This window comes from Amycolatopsis lexingtonensis (assembly GCF_014873755.1).
Classification (GTDB): Bacteria; Actinomycetota; Actinomycetes; order Mycobacteriales; family Pseudonocardiaceae; genus Amycolatopsis; species Amycolatopsis lexingtonensis.
In genome coordinates this window covers 947,874-963,460 of sequence record NZ_JADBEG010000001.1, presented here as the reverse complement: position 1 = coordinate 963,460, position 15,587 = coordinate 947,874, and the positions used below count along the sequence as shown (strand labels likewise).

At 71.5% G+C, this 15,587-nt stretch carries 13 protein-coding genes; 2 read left to right on the top strand and 11 right to left on the bottom strand.

The window, feature by feature from the left end:
- Window positions 1-376 precede the first annotated feature (376 nt).
- The 3 genes from H4696_RS04605 to H4696_RS04595 form a co-directional block, all read right to left on the bottom strand.
- A complete protein-coding gene (locus H4696_RS04605; RefSeq protein WP_192782069.1) occupies window positions 377-3,202 on the bottom strand; it encodes a PQQ-dependent sugar dehydrogenase in 2,826 nt (941 codons plus the stop codon).
- An 82-nt stretch (window positions 3,203-3,284) separates the two neighbouring features.
- Window positions 3,285-4,460, bottom strand: coding sequence for an NAD(P)/FAD-dependent oxidoreductase (locus H4696_RS04600; RefSeq protein ID WP_086863481.1), 1,176 nt, complete (start codon window positions 4,458-4,460; stop codon window positions 3,285-3,287).
- 82 nt (window positions 4,461-4,542) lie between these two features.
- Window positions 4,543-5,382: a sigma factor-like helix-turn-helix DNA-binding protein gene (locus tag H4696_RS04595; RefSeq protein ID WP_338064947.1), complete on the bottom strand. Its 840-nt coding sequence runs from the start codon at window positions 5,380-5,382 to the stop codon at window positions 4,543-4,545.
- A 137-nt stretch (window positions 5,383-5,519) separates the two neighbouring features.
- Here H4696_RS04595 and H4696_RS04590 point away from each other — a divergent pair, with 137 nt between their 5' ends.
- Together H4696_RS04590 and H4696_RS04585 are read left to right on the top strand one after the other, a co-directional pair.
- Window positions 5,520-6,290, top strand: coding sequence for an isocitrate lyase/PEP mutase family protein (locus tag H4696_RS04590; protein WP_086863482.1), 771 nt, complete (start codon window positions 5,520-5,522; stop codon window positions 6,288-6,290).
- Between the two features lie 82 nt (window positions 6,291-6,372).
- Complete coding sequence (locus H4696_RS04585; RefSeq protein ID WP_086863483.1) at window positions 6,373-7,407, top strand: sodium:calcium antiporter; 1,035 nt, start codon at window positions 6,373-6,375, stop codon at window positions 7,405-7,407.
- Here the strand turns inward: H4696_RS04585 and pqqE are convergent.
- The 8 genes from pqqE to H4696_RS04545 all read right to left on the bottom strand — a co-directional run bounded on the left by pqqE (window position 7,364) and on the right by H4696_RS04545 (window position 15,510).
- Window positions 7,364-8,431, bottom strand: coding sequence for a pyrroloquinoline quinone biosynthesis protein PqqE (pqqE, locus tag H4696_RS04580; RefSeq protein WP_086863484.1), 1,068 nt, complete (start codon window positions 8,429-8,431; stop codon window positions 7,364-7,366). The two genes, H4696_RS04585 and pqqE, sit on opposite strands and share 44 nt — an antisense overlap.
- Window positions 8,424-8,708, bottom strand: a complete 285-nt coding sequence (pqqD, locus tag H4696_RS04575) for a pyrroloquinoline quinone biosynthesis peptide chaperone PqqD (protein WP_249027158.1) — start codon at window positions 8,706-8,708, stop codon at window positions 8,424-8,426. Before pqqD ends, pqqE begins: the two co-directional genes overlap by 8 nt.
- Entirely contained in the window at window positions 8,705-9,391 is a 687-nt protein-coding gene (gene pqqC / locus H4696_RS04570; RefSeq protein ID WP_086863485.1) for a pyrroloquinoline-quinone synthase PqqC, read from the bottom strand. The genes pqqD and pqqC overlap by 4 nt, the downstream gene beginning before the upstream one ends.
- Window positions 9,392-9,565: 174 nt before the next feature.
- Entirely contained in the window at window positions 9,566-9,661 is a 96-nt protein-coding gene (gene pqqA, locus H4696_RS04565; protein WP_086863486.1) for a pyrroloquinoline quinone precursor peptide PqqA, read from the bottom strand.
- 48 nt (window positions 9,662-9,709) lie between these two features.
- On the bottom strand, window positions 9,710-11,410 hold the full coding sequence (locus tag H4696_RS04560; RefSeq protein ID WP_086863487.1) for a PQQ-dependent dehydrogenase, methanol/ethanol family: 1,701 nt from the start codon (window positions 11,408-11,410) through the stop codon (window positions 9,710-9,712).
- 10 nt (window positions 11,411-11,420) lie between these two features.
- Window positions 11,421-11,882, bottom strand: a complete 462-nt coding sequence (locus H4696_RS04555; protein WP_086863488.1) for an MSMEG_3727 family PQQ-associated protein — start codon at window positions 11,880-11,882, stop codon at window positions 11,421-11,423.
- Between the two features lie 96 nt (window positions 11,883-11,978).
- Complete coding sequence (gene katG / locus H4696_RS04550) at window positions 11,979-14,090, bottom strand: catalase/peroxidase HPI (RefSeq protein ID WP_086863489.1); 2,112 nt, start codon at window positions 14,088-14,090, stop codon at window positions 11,979-11,981.
- Window positions 14,091-14,106: 16 nt separating this feature from the next.
- Window positions 14,107-15,510: a DNA-binding protein gene (locus tag H4696_RS04545; RefSeq protein WP_249027159.1), complete on the bottom strand. Its 1,404-nt coding sequence runs from the start codon at window positions 15,508-15,510 to the stop codon at window positions 14,107-14,109.
- Window positions 15,511-15,587 lie beyond the last annotated feature (77 nt).

Below are 15,587 nucleotides of genomic sequence, written 5' to 3'. Positions count from 1 at the left end.
AAAGTGCGGGACGGCCGCTACCCGGGAGCCACGTTCGCGTGAGAGCTCATGCGTCGCCTCCTTGCGAGCAGAACTTGGCGTGCCGCCGGGTCGTGCCCCGGGTCAGCACCACCGGAGCACAGACAGCACCATAACCGTCGCGGACAGTGCCGACAAGAAGTTTCTGTTATCGCTAACACCCGATGTTCAGCCGAGCGTCACGGCGATCTCGGCTGAACATCGGGCGGAACTGGGCAAGTCCGGGCTCGACCCCCACCGGACCGGACGGCGGATCGGGGAAAAGTGTGAGCGCTAACACTTCCCAACCGCCATCGGGTACGCCGAAGGCCGGCCGTCTCCGGGAGGATCCGGAGACGGCCGGCCTTCAACGCCTGCTTCACCAGGGCCGGTCGACGGCCCCGCCCGCGAGCGTGAACGTGATGTAGCCGCCCTGAAAGTCGCTGCGGTACACCCCGTTCACCACGTACTCGTCCGTCGTCGGGTAGCGCAGGTACGAGCGCTCCCACCCGAGCGCCGCCCAGCGCTTGCGGATCTCGCCCTTCACCGCGTGCGCGCCGGTCGCCACCGTGTAGTAGATCGAGTGGCCGAGGCTGAAGTGGTTGTAGCGCCCGATCCCGTCCGGCGTCACGCCTTCGTCGGTCGTCGGGTAGCCGAGGCCGCGTTCGTAGTCCAGCGCCGCCCACTTCTTGCGGATCTCGCCGAAGATGGCGTGCGCGCCGGTGGCGTTCGTGTAGTAGATCGAGCCGACGTTGCCACCCTTGATGAAGTGGTTGTAGCGGCCCACCCCGTCCGGCGTGCCGGCCTCGTCGGTCGTCGGATAGCCCAGACCACGCTCGTAGTCCAGCGCCGCCCACTTCTTCCGGATCTCACCGTAGAGCGCGTGCGCGCCCGTCGCGGCCGTGTAGTAGATCGAGCCCACGTTGCCGTTGTTGACGAAGTGGTTGTACTGAGCGACACCGTCCGGAGTGGACGTCGTGTCGGTCGTCGGCGGGCCGAGCTTGGCGTGCCCGCCGAAGGCGAGGTACTTGGCCAGCACCGGGCCGGTGAGGAACCTGGTGCCGCCCACCGCGCTCCAGTACAGCCGCCCGTTGGCGTAGGTCCGGTAGTGGACTCCGCCGTCGGTGACCTCGGCCGCGGTCGGCGCCCCGAGCTTCGCCTGCAGCGCCGGGTCGGCGTTGTAGCGCTGGTCGATCGGCGTGGCGTAGTTCGCCGTCAGCGTCATGTCGGTCGTGCCGACGGTGACGACCCAGGTGGTGGCCGCCGGGCCGCCCTGCCAGCCGGTGAACTTCGAGACCCCGTCGGTGCCCAGCGGCGCGGCTTCGACGTCGAAGGTGGCACCTTCGGCGACCATCGCCGTGCTGACGCCGCCTTCGACGGGGATGCTCAGCGCCGCGGGTTGCGTCCCGAGCAGGGTGATCCGGTGCTCACGCGGCCAGGCCACGTAGGTTTTCGAGGCGGTCACCCCGGCGCTGTCGGTCACCGACGCGGTGAACTCCATCCGCGAGTCCGGGTGGTCGGTGAACAGCGCCGCGAAGCTCGCCCCGGTACCACCGGTGCTCGGGTGGGAGTGGCACGTCGCCTCGCTCGGGCAGTGCCGCACCGCGGAGGTCCACGTGATCGGCAAGGCGCCGTCCTCGACGTCGGTCGCGGTGGCGCTCACGGAAACCTGCTGGTTCACCGCGAACGTGGCGGTGTCCCCGGGTGTGGTCAAGGTGACCTGCGGGGTGTGGTTGCCGGGCGCGACCGCGATGGTGGTCGTCCCCGACGCCCCCAGCGGATCCCGGACGGTGAGCCTCGCCGTGAACGTCTCGGTGCCCGCCGCGTAGGCGTGCGACACCTTCGCGCCGGCGTCGACGGCGGTGGTCCCGTCGCCGAAGTCCCAGTCGTACTTCAGCGGGTCGTTGTCGTAGTCCACCGACGCCGAACCGTCGAACGAGACCGTCCGGGTGGCGGGGTCGGTGGTCGACGACGCGCTGGCGACCGGCGCGGTGTTACCGGCCGAATAGCTCAGCCGGCGCAGCTTCCCGGAGAGGATGTCGGCGTAGACGATGTCGCCGTTCGGCGCCGCCGCGAACTTGACCGGACCACCGATGTCGGTGAACACCGGCGGGTTCTCCGGCGCCTTCGTGAGCCGGCCCTGGTCGTCGTACTTCATCGTCCAGATCTTGTGCGTCACGTAGTCGCCGAAGAAGTACGAGCCCCGGTAACCCGCCGGGTAGCTGGATCCGTTGTAGACGATCCCGCCGCTGACGCTGTTGCCCTGCATCGCACCGCTGCCGTGCTGGTACTCGAACACCGGCGGCTGGTTCGCCACCCCGGCGCACTCCGCGAGACCGCTGTAACCCGGCGTCGGGTGGCTGCCCTCCCAGCACGGCCAGCCCTGGTTCGCCCCGCGCTGCACGACGTCGACCTCTTCCCACGTGTTCCAGCCGACGTCACCGGCGACCGGCAGGCCGAGGTTCTGGTCGATGCTGAAGCGGAACGGGTTGCGGAACCCGCGCGCGAACACCTTGCTCGCGGTCGAGCCCGGGTTCGCCGCGTCGTAGTACGGATTGGCCGGTAGCCCCTTGCCGTCCGCGGCCAGGTGGAAGATCTTGCCGTAGGGCTGGTTGACGTCCTGGGCCCGCAGCGCGCCCGGGTCCACCTTCGAGAAGTCGCCGTTGTCGCCGATGGACAACCACAGGGTGCCGTCCGCGGCGGCGGCGACCTCGTCGATGCCGTGGACGTCGAAGATGCCCGGCACCTCGAACAGCGACTGCTCGCCGGTCAGCCCGGTCGGCGCGCCCGCCGTGTCCACGGTGACGGTGAAGCGGGAAAGGCGCATGACGAAGCCACTGCTCTGGTTGACCGAGCGTGTCAGGTAGATCGTGTGCGAGGTGGCGTAGTCCGGCGCGACCGCCAGACCGGCCAGACCGAGGTCACTGACCGAGCGGGTCGGCAGCGTCGCGATGGTCCGTCCCGTCCCGGCCGCGGGCAGCCAGCGCACGCGGCCGTCCTTGGCGGTGGTGAGGACGGAACCACCGGGCAGGTAAGCGAAGTCGGTCAGTTGGTACTGCCCCAGTCCGGTGTCGGTGTCCTGCAGCACGAAACCCGGCGGGAGTGCCGCCGCTGCCGCCTCGGTGGCCACGACGGGCAGTAGGGCACCGGTAAGTACCGCCGCCACCAGGACGTGCCGGAGTGCGTGAAGTTTTCTCAAGGCCATGTCGGGTCCCCTTCCCAGCCGTCCTGTATCGCCCGAACCGGTACTTCGGTTGCACTCCGGCGCCCAAATTGACCCTTTTGCACTAGCCGACCGGGCTCGCGACGGGCTTTGCGGCCGCGATCGCGTGGCGGCGGCTCGGGAGCATCGACGTCGGGTGGCGGACGCTCCACGCCGCCGTCCGGCAGATCAGCTCCTTCAGCCGGGCGGCCGTCCGGCCGGTGACCGCGGACGGCTTGGGCCGGTCGTCCGGCGTCACCCACTGCACGACCGCGTCCCGGCGGCCGAGGCTGACGCACTGGGCGGAGTAGCCGATCTTGTTCGGCGGGATATCGCGCCCGGTCAGGCGGGCGGCGATGGCGTCGGCCGCCAGGTAGCCCGCGGGAACTCCCGAGGCGCACGACATCCGCAGCGGCGTGCCGTCCGCGCCCGGGGCGAGCGCGGCGTCACCGACGGCGTAGACGTCGGGGTGCGAAACCGACCGCATGGTCTCGTCGACGACGATCTGTCCCGTCTCGGCGACCCGCAGTGTCGTGGCCGCGGCGATGGGGTGGACGGCGAAGCCGGCCGTCCAGACGGTCACCCGGGCCGGGATCTCCCGGCCGTCCGCGGTGCTCGCGCCGTCCGGGCCGACGGTCGCGATGCCGGTGTGCTCGTGCACCACGATGCCGAGCCGGTCGATCGCCGCGCGCAGGTGGCGCCGGGCCTTCTCGCTCAGCCAGTCGCCGAGGCCGGCGCGGACGGCGAAGGAGACCTCGAGGTCGGGCCGGGCTTCGGCGATCTCGGTGACGGTTTCGATGCCGGTGAGGCCGCCCCCGACGACGAGCACGCTCGCGCCCGCGCCGAGCTCCGCCAGGCGCGCCCGCAGCCGCAGCGCGGACTGCTTGCCGGCGAGGTGGCAGGCGTGCTCGGCGACGCCCGGGACGCCGCCGACGGCCGCGGTGCTGCCGAGGGCGTAGACGAGCGTGTCGTAGGGGATCTCTTCGGAACCGCCGACGCTGACGGTCTTGCGCTCGGCGCCGACGGCGGTGACCTCGGCGACGCGCACCCGCACGCCAGTCCCCGCGAAGACGTCGGCCAGCGGGCGGGGCCTGAGGTCCTGGCCGCTCGCGAGCTGGTGCATGCGGACGCGCTCGACGAATTCGGGATCGGCGTTGACGAGGGTGATTTCGGTGTCGGCGGGGCGCAGCCGCTTGGCCAAGCGCCCCGCGGCGGCGGCTCCGGCGTATCCGGCCCCGAGTACGACGATGCGGTGCTTCATGGTTTCGCTCCTGTCCGGTGGGTGTTCGCTGCCTGAACCGGATGGCGGCGCGAAACCTGACAGGTGTGCGGTGTGACCTGAGTCACCAGTCGCCGGTGAGCGGCTCCCCCGGTGCGGAGCCGGCCCACTGGCGCGTCGCGCGGGCGAGCTTGCCGGGGTTCGCCTGGGCGTGCACGGCCGCGATGCCGTCGGCGGTCACGTCCAGCGCGAAGACCCCGGCGACCCGGTCGCCGACCACCAGCACCAGCGCGGGCACGCCGTTGGCGACCACGGCGAACAGCTCGGGGCGGCCGCCGATCATTTCCCACTTGGCGTCGGTCGGCTTGAACAGCGTGCGCAGGAACCTCGCCACCCGCAGGGCGCCGGTGATCGGCTCGGGCACCGAGAAGACGACGCCGCCACCGTCGCCGACGGCGATCGCGTCGTCGGTCAGCAGCCGCACCAGCGAGTCGGTCTTGCCGCTGAGCGCCGCCGCGAGGAACTCCTCGACGATCTTCCGGGCCGCGGCCGCGTCGACCGTCGGCCGGCGCCGCTCGGTGGCCAGGTGCTGCTTGGCCCGCCGGTAGACCTGCTGGCTGTTCGCCTCGGACAGGTCGAGCATCCCGGCGATTTCGCCGTGGGTGTAGCCGAACGCCTCGCGCAGCACGTACACGGCACGTTCCTGCGCCGAGAGCCGCTCCATCAGCGTGAGCATCGCGATCGAGACCGACTCGCGCTGCTCGGCGGTCTCCGACGGGCCGAGCATCCGGTCCCCGGCGAAGACCGGCTCGGGCAGCCACTGGCCCACGTAGGTTTCGCGGCGGGCCCGCGCCGAGGTGAGCCGGTTCAGGCAGAGGTTGGTGAGCACCTTCGTCAGCCACGCCTCGGGCGTCTCGACGTGCTCCCGGTCCGCGGTCTGCCAGCGCAGGAAGGTGTCCTGCACCGCGTCCTCGGCGTCGGCCCCGACCCCAGCAGGCGGTAGGCGATGGCTTCCAGCCGCGCCCTGGCCCCCTCGAACACCGCCACCTCGTCCAGCATGGCGTCCATCCAACCACCGCGCTCCGCTCTAGATTGGACGGCATGAGCACGACCGCCGAGAAGGCCACCCTCCTGCAGGAGCTGCACGCCGCGCCCGAGCTGCTGCTCGTCGTCAACGTCTGGGACGCGATCACCGCCAAGGTCGTCGCCGAGACGCCGGGTACCCGGGCCCTCGCGACCCCCAGCCACGGCATCGCCGCCTCGCGCGGCTACCCGGACGGCGAGAAGATCCCGCGCGACGAGATGATCGCCGAGGTCGCCCTGATCGTGCGCACCGCGGGCGACCTGCCGGTCACGGCCGACCTCGAAGCGGGCTACGGCGACCCGGGCGGCACGGTGGCCAGGGCCATCGAGGTGGGCGCGGTCGGCGCCAACCTCGAGGACCAGATGAAGCCGCTCGGCGAAGCCGTGAAGGCGGTCGAAGCCGCCGTCGCGGCCGCGGAGTCGGCCGGGATCGACTTCGTGCTCAACGCCCGCACCGACGCCTTCCTCAAGACCGACCCGGAGACCGCGATGGCCGAGGCGATCACCCGCGGCCGCGCCTACCTCGACGCGGGCGCGTCCAACTTCTTCGTGCCCGGCAAGCTGGACGAGGACCAGGTGGCGCGTCTGGTCGGCGAACTCGGCGAGCGCAAGGTGAACCTCATCGGCATCCCCGGCTCGATCTCGTTGGCCCGGGCGCAGGAACTCGGCGTGTCCCGCGTTTCCTACGGTCCGTGGAGCCAGAACGTCGCGCTGACCGCGCTGGCGAAACTGGCCGAAGACGTCTACGCCGGTGGGGGTTTGCCCGCGGACACCCGCAAGCTCAACTGACCCGCCGGGAAAGACCGTAGCCGGATCGGCGGCGACCTGCGATCATCGGATACCGGGCCTTCCCCGAAAGGAAGCCGGTGTCATGTCGATAGTGTTGTTCGCCGTCGGCGCGGCCTTGCTGATCTACAGCGCGGAAAAGCTGATCGTCTACCTGGTCGGCGCGGCGGCCGGGTTGCGCGTCTCCGTTTTCCTGCTCGCGATCGTCTTCACCGGAATCGAATTCGACGACGTCGCGCTCGGCGTCGTGCTGAACGCCGAGGATCTCGGCGATGTCGCGCTGGGCACGGTTTTCGGCACGGCGATCTCGATGATCGGCATCGTGCTCGCGCTCGCCGCGATCGTTTCGCCGACCAAAGTGGACATTCCGCGCCCGTACCTCGTACTGTTCGCCGCCGCGCCGCTGGCGCTGATTCCGTTCGTCCTTTCGGAACCGCTCACGCCGCTTTACGGCGTAGTGCTCGTGGTGCTTTTCGCCGCTTTCCTCGGTTACGTGGCCACCCGGGAGCTGAACCGCACGACTCCGATCTTCCGGAACGCGGAAATCCTCGAGAAACTGGAAGTCGGCGCGCGGCCCGGCACCCCGCCGGCGGCCGGCGAGCCGCCGTTCGCCGTACCGATGCCGTTCGACAAGAGCCGCCCGGTGCCCGGCTGGGCCGCGGCCGGGCTCGCCCTCGTCGCGCTGGCCGGGGTCGTCGCCGGCGCGGCCGCCACCAGCTACGGCACGAAAGGGATCCTGGCGGACTACCGGCTCCAGGGCGGCCTGTTCGGCGCCACCATCGCCACCCTCGTGCTCACCCTCGAAGACGTGTTCCTGACCGTCGAACCCACCCGCAAGGGCGCGCCCGAACTCGGGGTCGGGAACGTCATCGGCAGCGTCGTCTTCGGGGTCACCGCGAAACTCGGCATCATCCTGCTCGCGGGCGGCAGCATCCTGGTCGACGACTACGTCCTCACCTGGCACCTCCCGGTGCTCGTCGTGATGACCACGCTCGCGGCGGGCTTCCTCGCCACCCGGCAGTTGAAGCGCTGGCACGGTTTCCTGCTGCTCGCGCTCTACCTCGCCTACTGGGCCCTCAGCTTCGCGCTCTTCGGCGGGGCTCCCATCGGGACGGACTAGCGTTCGCCGTCTCGATCGCGTGCTCGACGAGGTGGTGGTCGGGCGAGAGGTGGCAGACGGGGTCGGTGCGCGCGGCGTCGCCGGTGAGCTGGAACGCCTGGCAGCGGCACCCCCCGAAGTCGACCTCGCGCCGGCCGCAGCCGCGGCAGGGGTCCGGTAGCCAGTCCGTTCCCCGGAACGCCGTCATCACCGGTGCTTCCGCCCAGATCCGGGCCAGGGAGCCGTCCCGCACGTTCGCGCGCGGCAGCGACAGGGCCTGCGCGGCCGGGCACGGCAGGACGTCGCCGTCCGGCGTCACGGTGAGCTGCCGGGACGCCCAGCCGCCCATGCACGGCTTCGGGTAACGGCTGTAGTAGTCGGGCACGACGTAGATCACTTCCATGCGCAGCCGCTCGCGCGCCGCACGGACGACGGCCTCGGCGGCGTCGAGCTGGGCCCGTGACGGCAGCAGCGCGTCGCGGTTGCGCCAAGCCCAGCCGTAGTACTGGGTGTTGGCCAGCTCCACCCGGTCGGCGCCGGCTTCCTCGGCGAGCGCGAGCAGCCCGGCGACGTGCTCGATGTTCTGCCGGTGCAGCACCACGTTCACCGTCAGCGGCCAGCCCAGCTCCTTGACCACGCGCATGGCTTCGAGCTTGCGGTCGAAGGAGCGGATCCCGGCGATCCGGTCGGCCAGTGCGGGTTCGTCGGCCTGGACGCTGACCTGCACGTGGTCCAGCCCGGCCGCCCGCAGCTGGTCCGCCCGGCGCCGCGACAGCCCGAGCGCGCTGGTCACGAGGTTGGTGTACAGGCCCAGATCGCGGGCCGCCGCGACGATTTCGACGAGGTCGCCCCGCAGCAGCGGTTCGCCGCCGGACAGGTGGCACTGCAGCACTCCCAGGTCGCGGGCCTCGGCCAGGACCCGCCGCCACTCGCCGGTGGTCAGCTCGCCGGAACGGCCAGTCAGCTGCACGGGGTTCGAGCAGTACGCGCAGGCCAGCGGGCAGCGGTGGGTGAGCTCGGCCAGCAGGCCGAAGGGGCTATCCATCGGCGAGCTCCACGCAGCGCCGGGCGACGAGCCGCGCGAGGAACTGCCGCACCTCGTCGCCGGGCACGGTCCCGTACCGCGTCCCGAGCTCGGCGACGACGTCGGCGACGGTCCGCTGCCCGTCGCACAGCCCGAGGATGTCCGCGCCGCTGCCGTTGAGCACCACGACCGTTTCGGGCAGCAGGAGGATGGGCCGCTGCCGGGCCCGGTCGAAGCTCAGCCGGACGTGCCGCGCCAGCCGCGGCCGGTCCGTTGTGGACACTTCGGGCACGGTCACTCCGGGTACGCTCGGTCGATGGCGTCCATCAGGCTCCACAGGACGTCGCACTTGAACGACAGCGCGTCGACGGCGCGCGCCTGGGATTCCGCGGACCGGCAGTGCTCGGTGACGACCTCGAGCGCGTGCTCGCAGTCGCGCGGCGCCTGCTCGAGCCGGGCGCGGAAGTACGCCAGTCCCGCGGGGTCGATCCACGGGTACCAGCGCTCGAACGCGGCCAGCCGCTGCGCCATCAGGTCGGGCGCGAACAGCTCGGTGAGCGACGACGCGACCGCCTCCACCCACGGGCGGGTCCGCGCGAAGGTCACGTAGGCGCCGACCGCGAACCGCACCCCGGGCACCAGGTGCCGGTGGTCTTGGACCTCTTCACGGCTCAGCCCGGCGGCCTCGCCGAGCCGCAGCCACGCCTCGATCCCGCCCTCCCCCGCGTGCGCGCCGTCGTGGTCGGTGATCCGGCGGATCCAGCGGCGGCGGACCTCGACGTCCGGGCAGTTCGCGAGGATCGCCGCGTCCTTGCGCGGGATGTTCTCCTGGTAGTGGAAGCGGTTGGCCACCCAGCCGCGCAGCTGCGCGGGACTCAGCAGGCCCGCGTTCATCCGGACGTGGAACGGGTGCTGGTCGTGGTAGCGACGCGAGTGTGCGCGCAACGTCTCGACGAACGTCGTTTCCGCGGTGATCGTCATGGCACTCCACCTCCCTAGTGGCAGGGGCGTCGGCGTCGGTGTGGACAGCCGGCGGGTGGTCCGCCGACGTCTTGAATGACTCATTCAGGACCTCCGAGGACCTGAATGAGTCATTCAAGACCTTTGAGGGGGGCCACGGTCGCCGAACGGCCCTGAACCACTTCGGTACCGGCCCTAGTCGTCCAGCCGGGCGACGTACATCGTCACCTCGGGCGCGACGGCGATCTCGTCGAACTCGGGCGTCTCCCACGCCACGACTTGAGGCTCCATGGATTCACCTCCTCTGCCCGATCCGCAAACCCGGTCCGCAAGCCCGACCTACGACGTTTCCGGCAGGGCGAACACGATCAGCGCGCTGCCGTGGCCCGCGCCGAGCATGCCGGGGAGGAACCCCTCGGCCCAGCCGCCCCAGCCGACCGGCACGGCGATGTGCTGCCGTCCGTCGACCGAGTACGTCGTCGGGCTGCTGTGGTGGCCGCTGCCGCACTGGAACTGCCACAGCAGCTCGCCGGTGCGCGCGTCCAGCGCGTTGAACTCGCCGGACGGCTCGCCGGCGAACACCAGGTCGCCGCCCGTGGCGAGCGTCGACGCGCACATCGGGAGCTCGTTGCGCCAGCGCCACTTCTCCTCGCCGGTCGCGTCGAAAGCACTTACCGAACCGGCCATGTCGTCGATGTCCACCGCGACTCCCGCGCCCCAATACGGGATGCCCTCCCGGAACTCCCGGCGCCGCCGGGTCGCCGTGGCCCCGGTGTCCTGCACCGGGACGTAGAAGAGCCCCGTCTTCGGGCTGTAGGACGCGTGCGTCCACTCCTTGGCGCCGGCCGGGCCGGGGTAGAAGTGAACCGGGACGCCTTCCTTCTCCGGGTACACCTTGGCCGTGACCTTGCCGTCGCGCGTGATCGCGCCCCAGGTGATCCGGTCCACGAACGGCGTGACCTGCACCAGCGAGCCGTCCGTGCGGTCGAGGACGAAGAAGTAGCCGTTCTTGTCGAAGTGACCGAGCAGCTTGCGCCCGTCCCGCTCGAACAGGATGCATTCGGCGATGCTGTCGTAGTCCCACAGGTCGTGCGGCGTGCACTGGTGGTGCCAGCGGATCCGGCCGCTGTCGACGTCGACGGCGACGATGCTGTCGGTGTGGAGGTTGTCGCCTTCCCGGACTTCGCCGTCGAAGTCGGGCGCCGGGTTGCCGGTGCCCACGTAGAGCAGGTTCGTCTCCGGGTCGAACGTGCCGGTGAGCCAGCAGTTCGCGCCGCCCCGCGCCCAGGCCTCGCCCTCGGCGGGCCAGGTCTCCGAGCCGGGTTCGCCGGGCTTCGGCACCATGTAGCAGCGCCACTGGTGGTCGCCGGTCTCGAGGTCGAACGCGTCGAGGTGACCGCGCACGCCGAATTCGCCGCCGGAGCTCCCGGCGATGACCAGGTTCTTCACGATCAGCGGCGCCACCGTGGCGCTCTCGCCGGCGCGCACGTCACCGTAGGTCTTGACCCAGACGCGCTTGCCGGTGGTGGCGTCGAGCGCGATCAGCCGCGCGTTCGCCGAGACGAAGAAGACCTTGCCCGCGGCCACCGCCACCCCGCGGTTGACGTTCCCACAGCACAGCGACACGTCGAAGGGCACGGCGTGCTTGTACCGCCAGATCTCCACGCCCGTCTTCGCGTCGAGCGCCCACACCCAGCCGTCCCAGCCGGAGAGGAACATCACCCCGTCGACGACGATCGGGGCGGCTTCGAAGGAGTAGGTCGACGCACCCGCGATCAGCCCGGTCGTGCCGGCCTGGAAGATCCACGCGGGGACGAGCCGCTTGACGGTCTCGGTGTCGATCTGGTCCAGCGGGCTGTACCGCTGCCCGTCGTAGGCACCGTAGTAGGTGAGCCAGTTGTGGGGCTCCTCGCGGGCGTTGAGGATGCGCTCGTACCCGAGCCGGGCCACCACCGGCGGCGCGACCTCGCCGCCCGCGACCTTGCCGCTCAGCTTGCCCTGGTCGATGGCCTCGCCGGCGTCCACGTAGTCGACAGTCATGTCCTCCTCCTCACGGCCGCGGCTGCTGGGGCCGGTCCAGCCGGGCCTCCGGGGGCGCGTCGCCCAGCACGACGATCGCGCCGGTGAGCCCCCGGCCTTCGTCGTTGCCCGTCGGCGAGCTGAACCAGTAGTAGCCCGGCCCGTCGAGGTTGAGCGTCGCGCGGCCCTTGGAGTGGTTCACCAGCCAGATGAACTTCCGGTCGCCGTTGCTCGGCAGCAGGGCGCAGTGCGTGTTCCGGTCGTCGTTGATGAGTTCGAGTTCCAGGTCACCTTCGTGCGGCATGACCAAAATGGACGGATCCCAGGTCAGCTCGTCCGGGTTGATGCGGATGGTGGCCCGCAGGCGCCCGCCCGGCCCTTCGGTGGCCTGCCCGATGTTCCCGGTGCCCAGCACAGCGCCGAGCGCCGCCTTGTTCTGCGCGTCCAGCCCGATCTTGTTGAGCAGGTCGACGCGCTCTTGGATGCTCGTCATCGGCCTTCGTCCTCCTCACCCGATCTCCGTGGCCGGGAATCAAGCTACGCCGGGCACGGCGGGCAGCAAGGGCTCGCGCCGTTCACCCGCCCGCGGCTACCGTTCACCCCCGTTCGGGCACCACTGGCGATCGAGGTCCATGACCTTGGCCCACGCGGCCACGAAGTCGCGCACGAACTTCTCCTCCGCGTCGGCGCTCGCGTAGACCTCGGCCAGCGCCCGGAGTTCGGCGTGCGAGCCGAACACGAGGTCGACCCGGCTGCCGGTCCACCAGACCTCGCCGGTGACCCGGTCACGGCCCTCGAAGACGTCCCCGGCCGGCTGCCAGCGCACCCCGGGATCGAGCAGGTTCACGAAGAAGTCGTTCGTCAGTTTCCCCGGCCGCGCCGTGAAAACACCCAGCGGCGAGCCGCGGTGGTTGGCCCCCAGGACGCGCAGGCCGCCCACGAGCACCGTCAACTCGGGCGGGCTCAGGGCCAGCAAGTCCGCCCGCTCGACCAGCTGCCGCTCCGGCGTCGAACGCAGGCGTTTCCCTTCGTAGTTGCGGAATCCGTCGGCGACCGGTTCGAGCACGGCGAAAGACTCCGGGTCGGTCCACTCCTGCGTCGCGTCCGTGCGCCCCGGGGTGAACGGGACTTCCACCGCATACCCGGCCGCGTGCTCGACGGCGGCCGCGCCCCCGAGCACGATCAGGTCGGCGAGCGAGCTCTTCTTCCGCGCCGATTCCCGCACCGTCGTCAGGGTTTCCAGCACCCGCGCGAGCCGGTCGGGCTCGTTCACCTCCCAGCCGCGCTGCGGTTCGAGGCGGACGCGGGCGCCGTTCGCACCGCCCCGCAGGTCGGTGGTGCGGAACGTCGAAGCCGACGCCCATGCCGTGGAGACGAGGTCCGCCACCGACAGCCCGGACGCGAGCACCGCTTTCTTGAGCACAGTGACGTCCGCCGCGGAAACGAGTTCGTGGTCCACCGCCGGGACCGGGTCCTGCCACAGCAGCGGTTCCGCCGGGACGAGCGGCCCGAGGTAGCGCCGCCGTGGCCCGAGGTCGAGGTGCGTCAGCTTGAACCAGGCCTTCGCGAAAGCGCTTGCCAGCCGGTCCGGGTGCGCCAGGAACGACCGGGCGATCGGCTCGTAACCCGGGTCCAGCCGCAGCGCGAGGTCCGTCGTCAGGATCGTGGGGGCGTGCGTTTTCGCGGGGTCGTGGGCGTCGGGCACCGTGCCGGCGCCCCCGCCGTTCGCGGGAACCCACTGCCACAGGCCGGCCGGGCTCAGCGCCAGGTCCCACTCGTAGCCGAACAGGGTCTGGAAGAAAGCGTTGTCCCAGCGCGTCGGGGTGGGCGTCCAGGTACCCGACAGCCCGCTGGAGATGGTGTCCGCGCCGGAACCGGTGCCGTAGCCGCTGCGCCAGCCCAGTCCCTGTTCTTCGACGGCGGCGCCTTCGGGATCGGGGCCGAGGTGGGTGTCCGGGTCGGCGGGGCCGTGGGTCTTGCCGAACGTGTGCCCGCCCGCGATCAGCGCGACCGTCTCCTCGTCGTTCATGCCCATGCGGCGGAACGTCTCGCGGATGTCGCGGGCCGAGGTGAGCGGGTCCGGGACGGTGTTCGGCCCCTCCGGGTTGACGTAGATGAGGCCCATCTGGTCAGCGGCCAGCGGGTGCGCCAGCGCGCGGACCCCGCGGTGCCGCTCGTCGCCCAGCCACTCCCGCTCGGGCCCCCAGTCGACGTCGCCGGGCGCCCAGACCTCTTCACGACCGCCCGCGTAACCGAAGGTCGTGAACCCCATCGTCTCCAGCGCCCGGTTGCCGGCGAAGACCACCAGGTCGGCCCACGAGATCTTGCGCCCGTACTTCCGCTTGACCGGCCAGAGCAGCCGGCGCGCCTTGTCGAGGTTGCGGTTGTCCGGCCAGCTGTTCTGCGGGGCGAAGCGCTGCAGGCCCGCGGCCGCGCCGCCCCGGCCGTCGCCGATCCGGTACGTGCCGGCCCAGTGCCAGACCATCCGGAGCACGAGCGGCCCGTAGTGCCCGAAGTCGGCGGGCCACCAGTCCTGCGAGGTTGTCAGGACGTCGTCGACGTCCCGCGCCAGCGCGTCGAAGTCGAGGGTCCCGAACTCCGCGGCGTAGTCGAAGCCCGGGCCCAGGGGGTCGGCCGGTGCGCGCCGGAGCACGCTCAAGTCGAGCCGGTCCGGCCACCGTTCGCGGTTGCTGCCACGCACGAAACCCCTCCGCGGCTCAGATGTTCAGCGCGCGGCGCACCGCCGGGGCGTTGCGCCGCGAGACCGGCACCAGCTCGTCCGGGCCGCCATCCATGACGAGCAGCAGCTCGCCCTTGACCCCGCGCTCGACCTCCCGGACGCGGCTGAGGTTGACCACGTACCGGCGGTGCACGCGCAGGAAGCCGGCCCCGGCCAGCTCGGCGTCGAGCTTGTCCAGGCTGGGCGACGCGGCGCGCAGGCGGCCCTGCGCGGTGGACAGCCACACGTCGTTGCCCTCCGACTCCGCGAGCGAGACGTCCGGCAGCCGCAGCAGCACCATCCGGTTGTCCCGCACCCCGACCAGCCGGCGCGGTGGTGCCAGGGGTCCTTCCGCCGGCGGCAGCGGCGCGCCTTCGGCCACCCCGAACGAGATCAGGTGCCCGATCAGGTGCGCGGACGAGAAGACGGGCCGGATGCTGATCGCCGTCGGCTCGTCGGCCAGGTGGGTGTAGATCTGCGTCGAGCCGACCCAGTCGGGGTTGCGCGCCGCTTGCCCGGTGGCGTGCCGGGCGGCGCCGATCAGTTCCGGCAGCCCGGGGTTCCACCGCAGGCTCGCGTCGATCGCCGGGGTGGACGCCGGGACGCCCAGCAGCACGCTCGCCTTGTCGTCCGCGATCACCGCCTTGCCTGCGGTGTCCACGGCGGCGAGCGGGGCGCCGGAGCGCGCGCCCGCCTGGGTGAAGGCGGCGACCAGCTCGGCTCCGCTGTCGCGGGCCCGCCTTCGCAGCGCGCGCTGGGTCTTGGCGACCGCGTTCGCCAGCCACCCGCCCGCGGACGGCGGCAGCCGGCTGCGCCAGCAGGAGAGGTTCAGGCCGCCGATCGGCTCGCCGGTCACCACGTCCCGCACCGCGATGCCCGCGCTGACCCAGCTGTGGAACGCCTGGCACCAGTGCTCCGCCCCGCTGATCAGCACCGGCCCGTGCGCCTCGAGCGCGGTCCCCATGCCGTTCGTCCCCGCCGCGCACTCCGACCAGCAGAACCACGGCACCAGGTTGAAGTCGGTGGCCCGGGCGAGCGTGGCCGGGTCGCCCCACTCCCCCAGGATCCGCCCGGCGGCGTCGGTGACGCTGACGACCCCGTGCAGGCTCCCCATTTCGTGCGCCACCGAGGCGGCGCGGAACCCCAGTTCGGCGAAGACGGCGTCGTGTTCCGGAGCGTGGTCGCGCCCCGCGGCGGCCACCGGGGCCTCCGTCAGGTGGGGGTCGACCCGGTACCGCTCCCGGCAGCGGTGCCAGGAGATCGCCACGAGGGGCCGGACGCCCGGGACCTGGTCCTCGCCCCGCACGAACCGTTCCCACGCCTCGAAAACGGCGCCCGCCGCTTTGCCTTCGGTCCGGTGTGCCTCGATCATGGTGGAGAACCACGTCTCTGGTTTCGTCACTGCGTCACGATCGGCAACACCCACTGTAGGGACCATCCCCCGGCCGCGTATGTCCGTCGGCCAGGGGAACCCGTACC

Coding starts and splice junctions, on each gene's coding strand:
- H4696_RS04605 (WP_192782069.1), bottom strand. CDS start 3,202: ATGGCCTTGAGAAAACTTCACGCACTCCGGCACGTCCTGGTGGCGGCG.
- H4696_RS04600 (WP_086863481.1), bottom strand. CDS start 4,460: ATGAAGCACCGCATCGTCGTACTCGGGGCCGGATACGCCGGAGCCGCC.
- H4696_RS04590 (WP_086863482.1), top strand. CDS start 5,520: ATGAGCACGACCGCCGAGAAGGCCACCCTCCTGCAGGAGCTGCACGCC.
- H4696_RS04585 (WP_086863483.1), top strand. CDS start 6,373: ATGTCGATAGTGTTGTTCGCCGTCGGCGCGGCCTTGCTGATCTACAGC.
- pqqE (WP_086863484.1), bottom strand. CDS start 8,431: ATGGATAGCCCCTTCGGCCTGCTGGCCGAGCTCACCCACCGCTGCCCG.
- pqqC (WP_086863485.1), bottom strand. CDS start 9,391: ATGACGATCACCGCGGAAACGACGTTCGTCGAGACGTTGCGCGCACAC.
- pqqA (WP_086863486.1), bottom strand. CDS start 9,661: ATGGAGCCTCAAGTCGTGGCGTGGGAGACGCCCGAGTTCGACGAGATC.
- H4696_RS04560 (WP_086863487.1), bottom strand. CDS start 11,410: ATGACTGTCGACTACGTGGACGCCGGCGAGGCCATCGACCAGGGCAAG.
- H4696_RS04555 (WP_086863488.1), bottom strand. CDS start 11,882: ATGACGAGCATCCAAGAGCGCGTCGACCTGCTCAACAAGATCGGGCTG.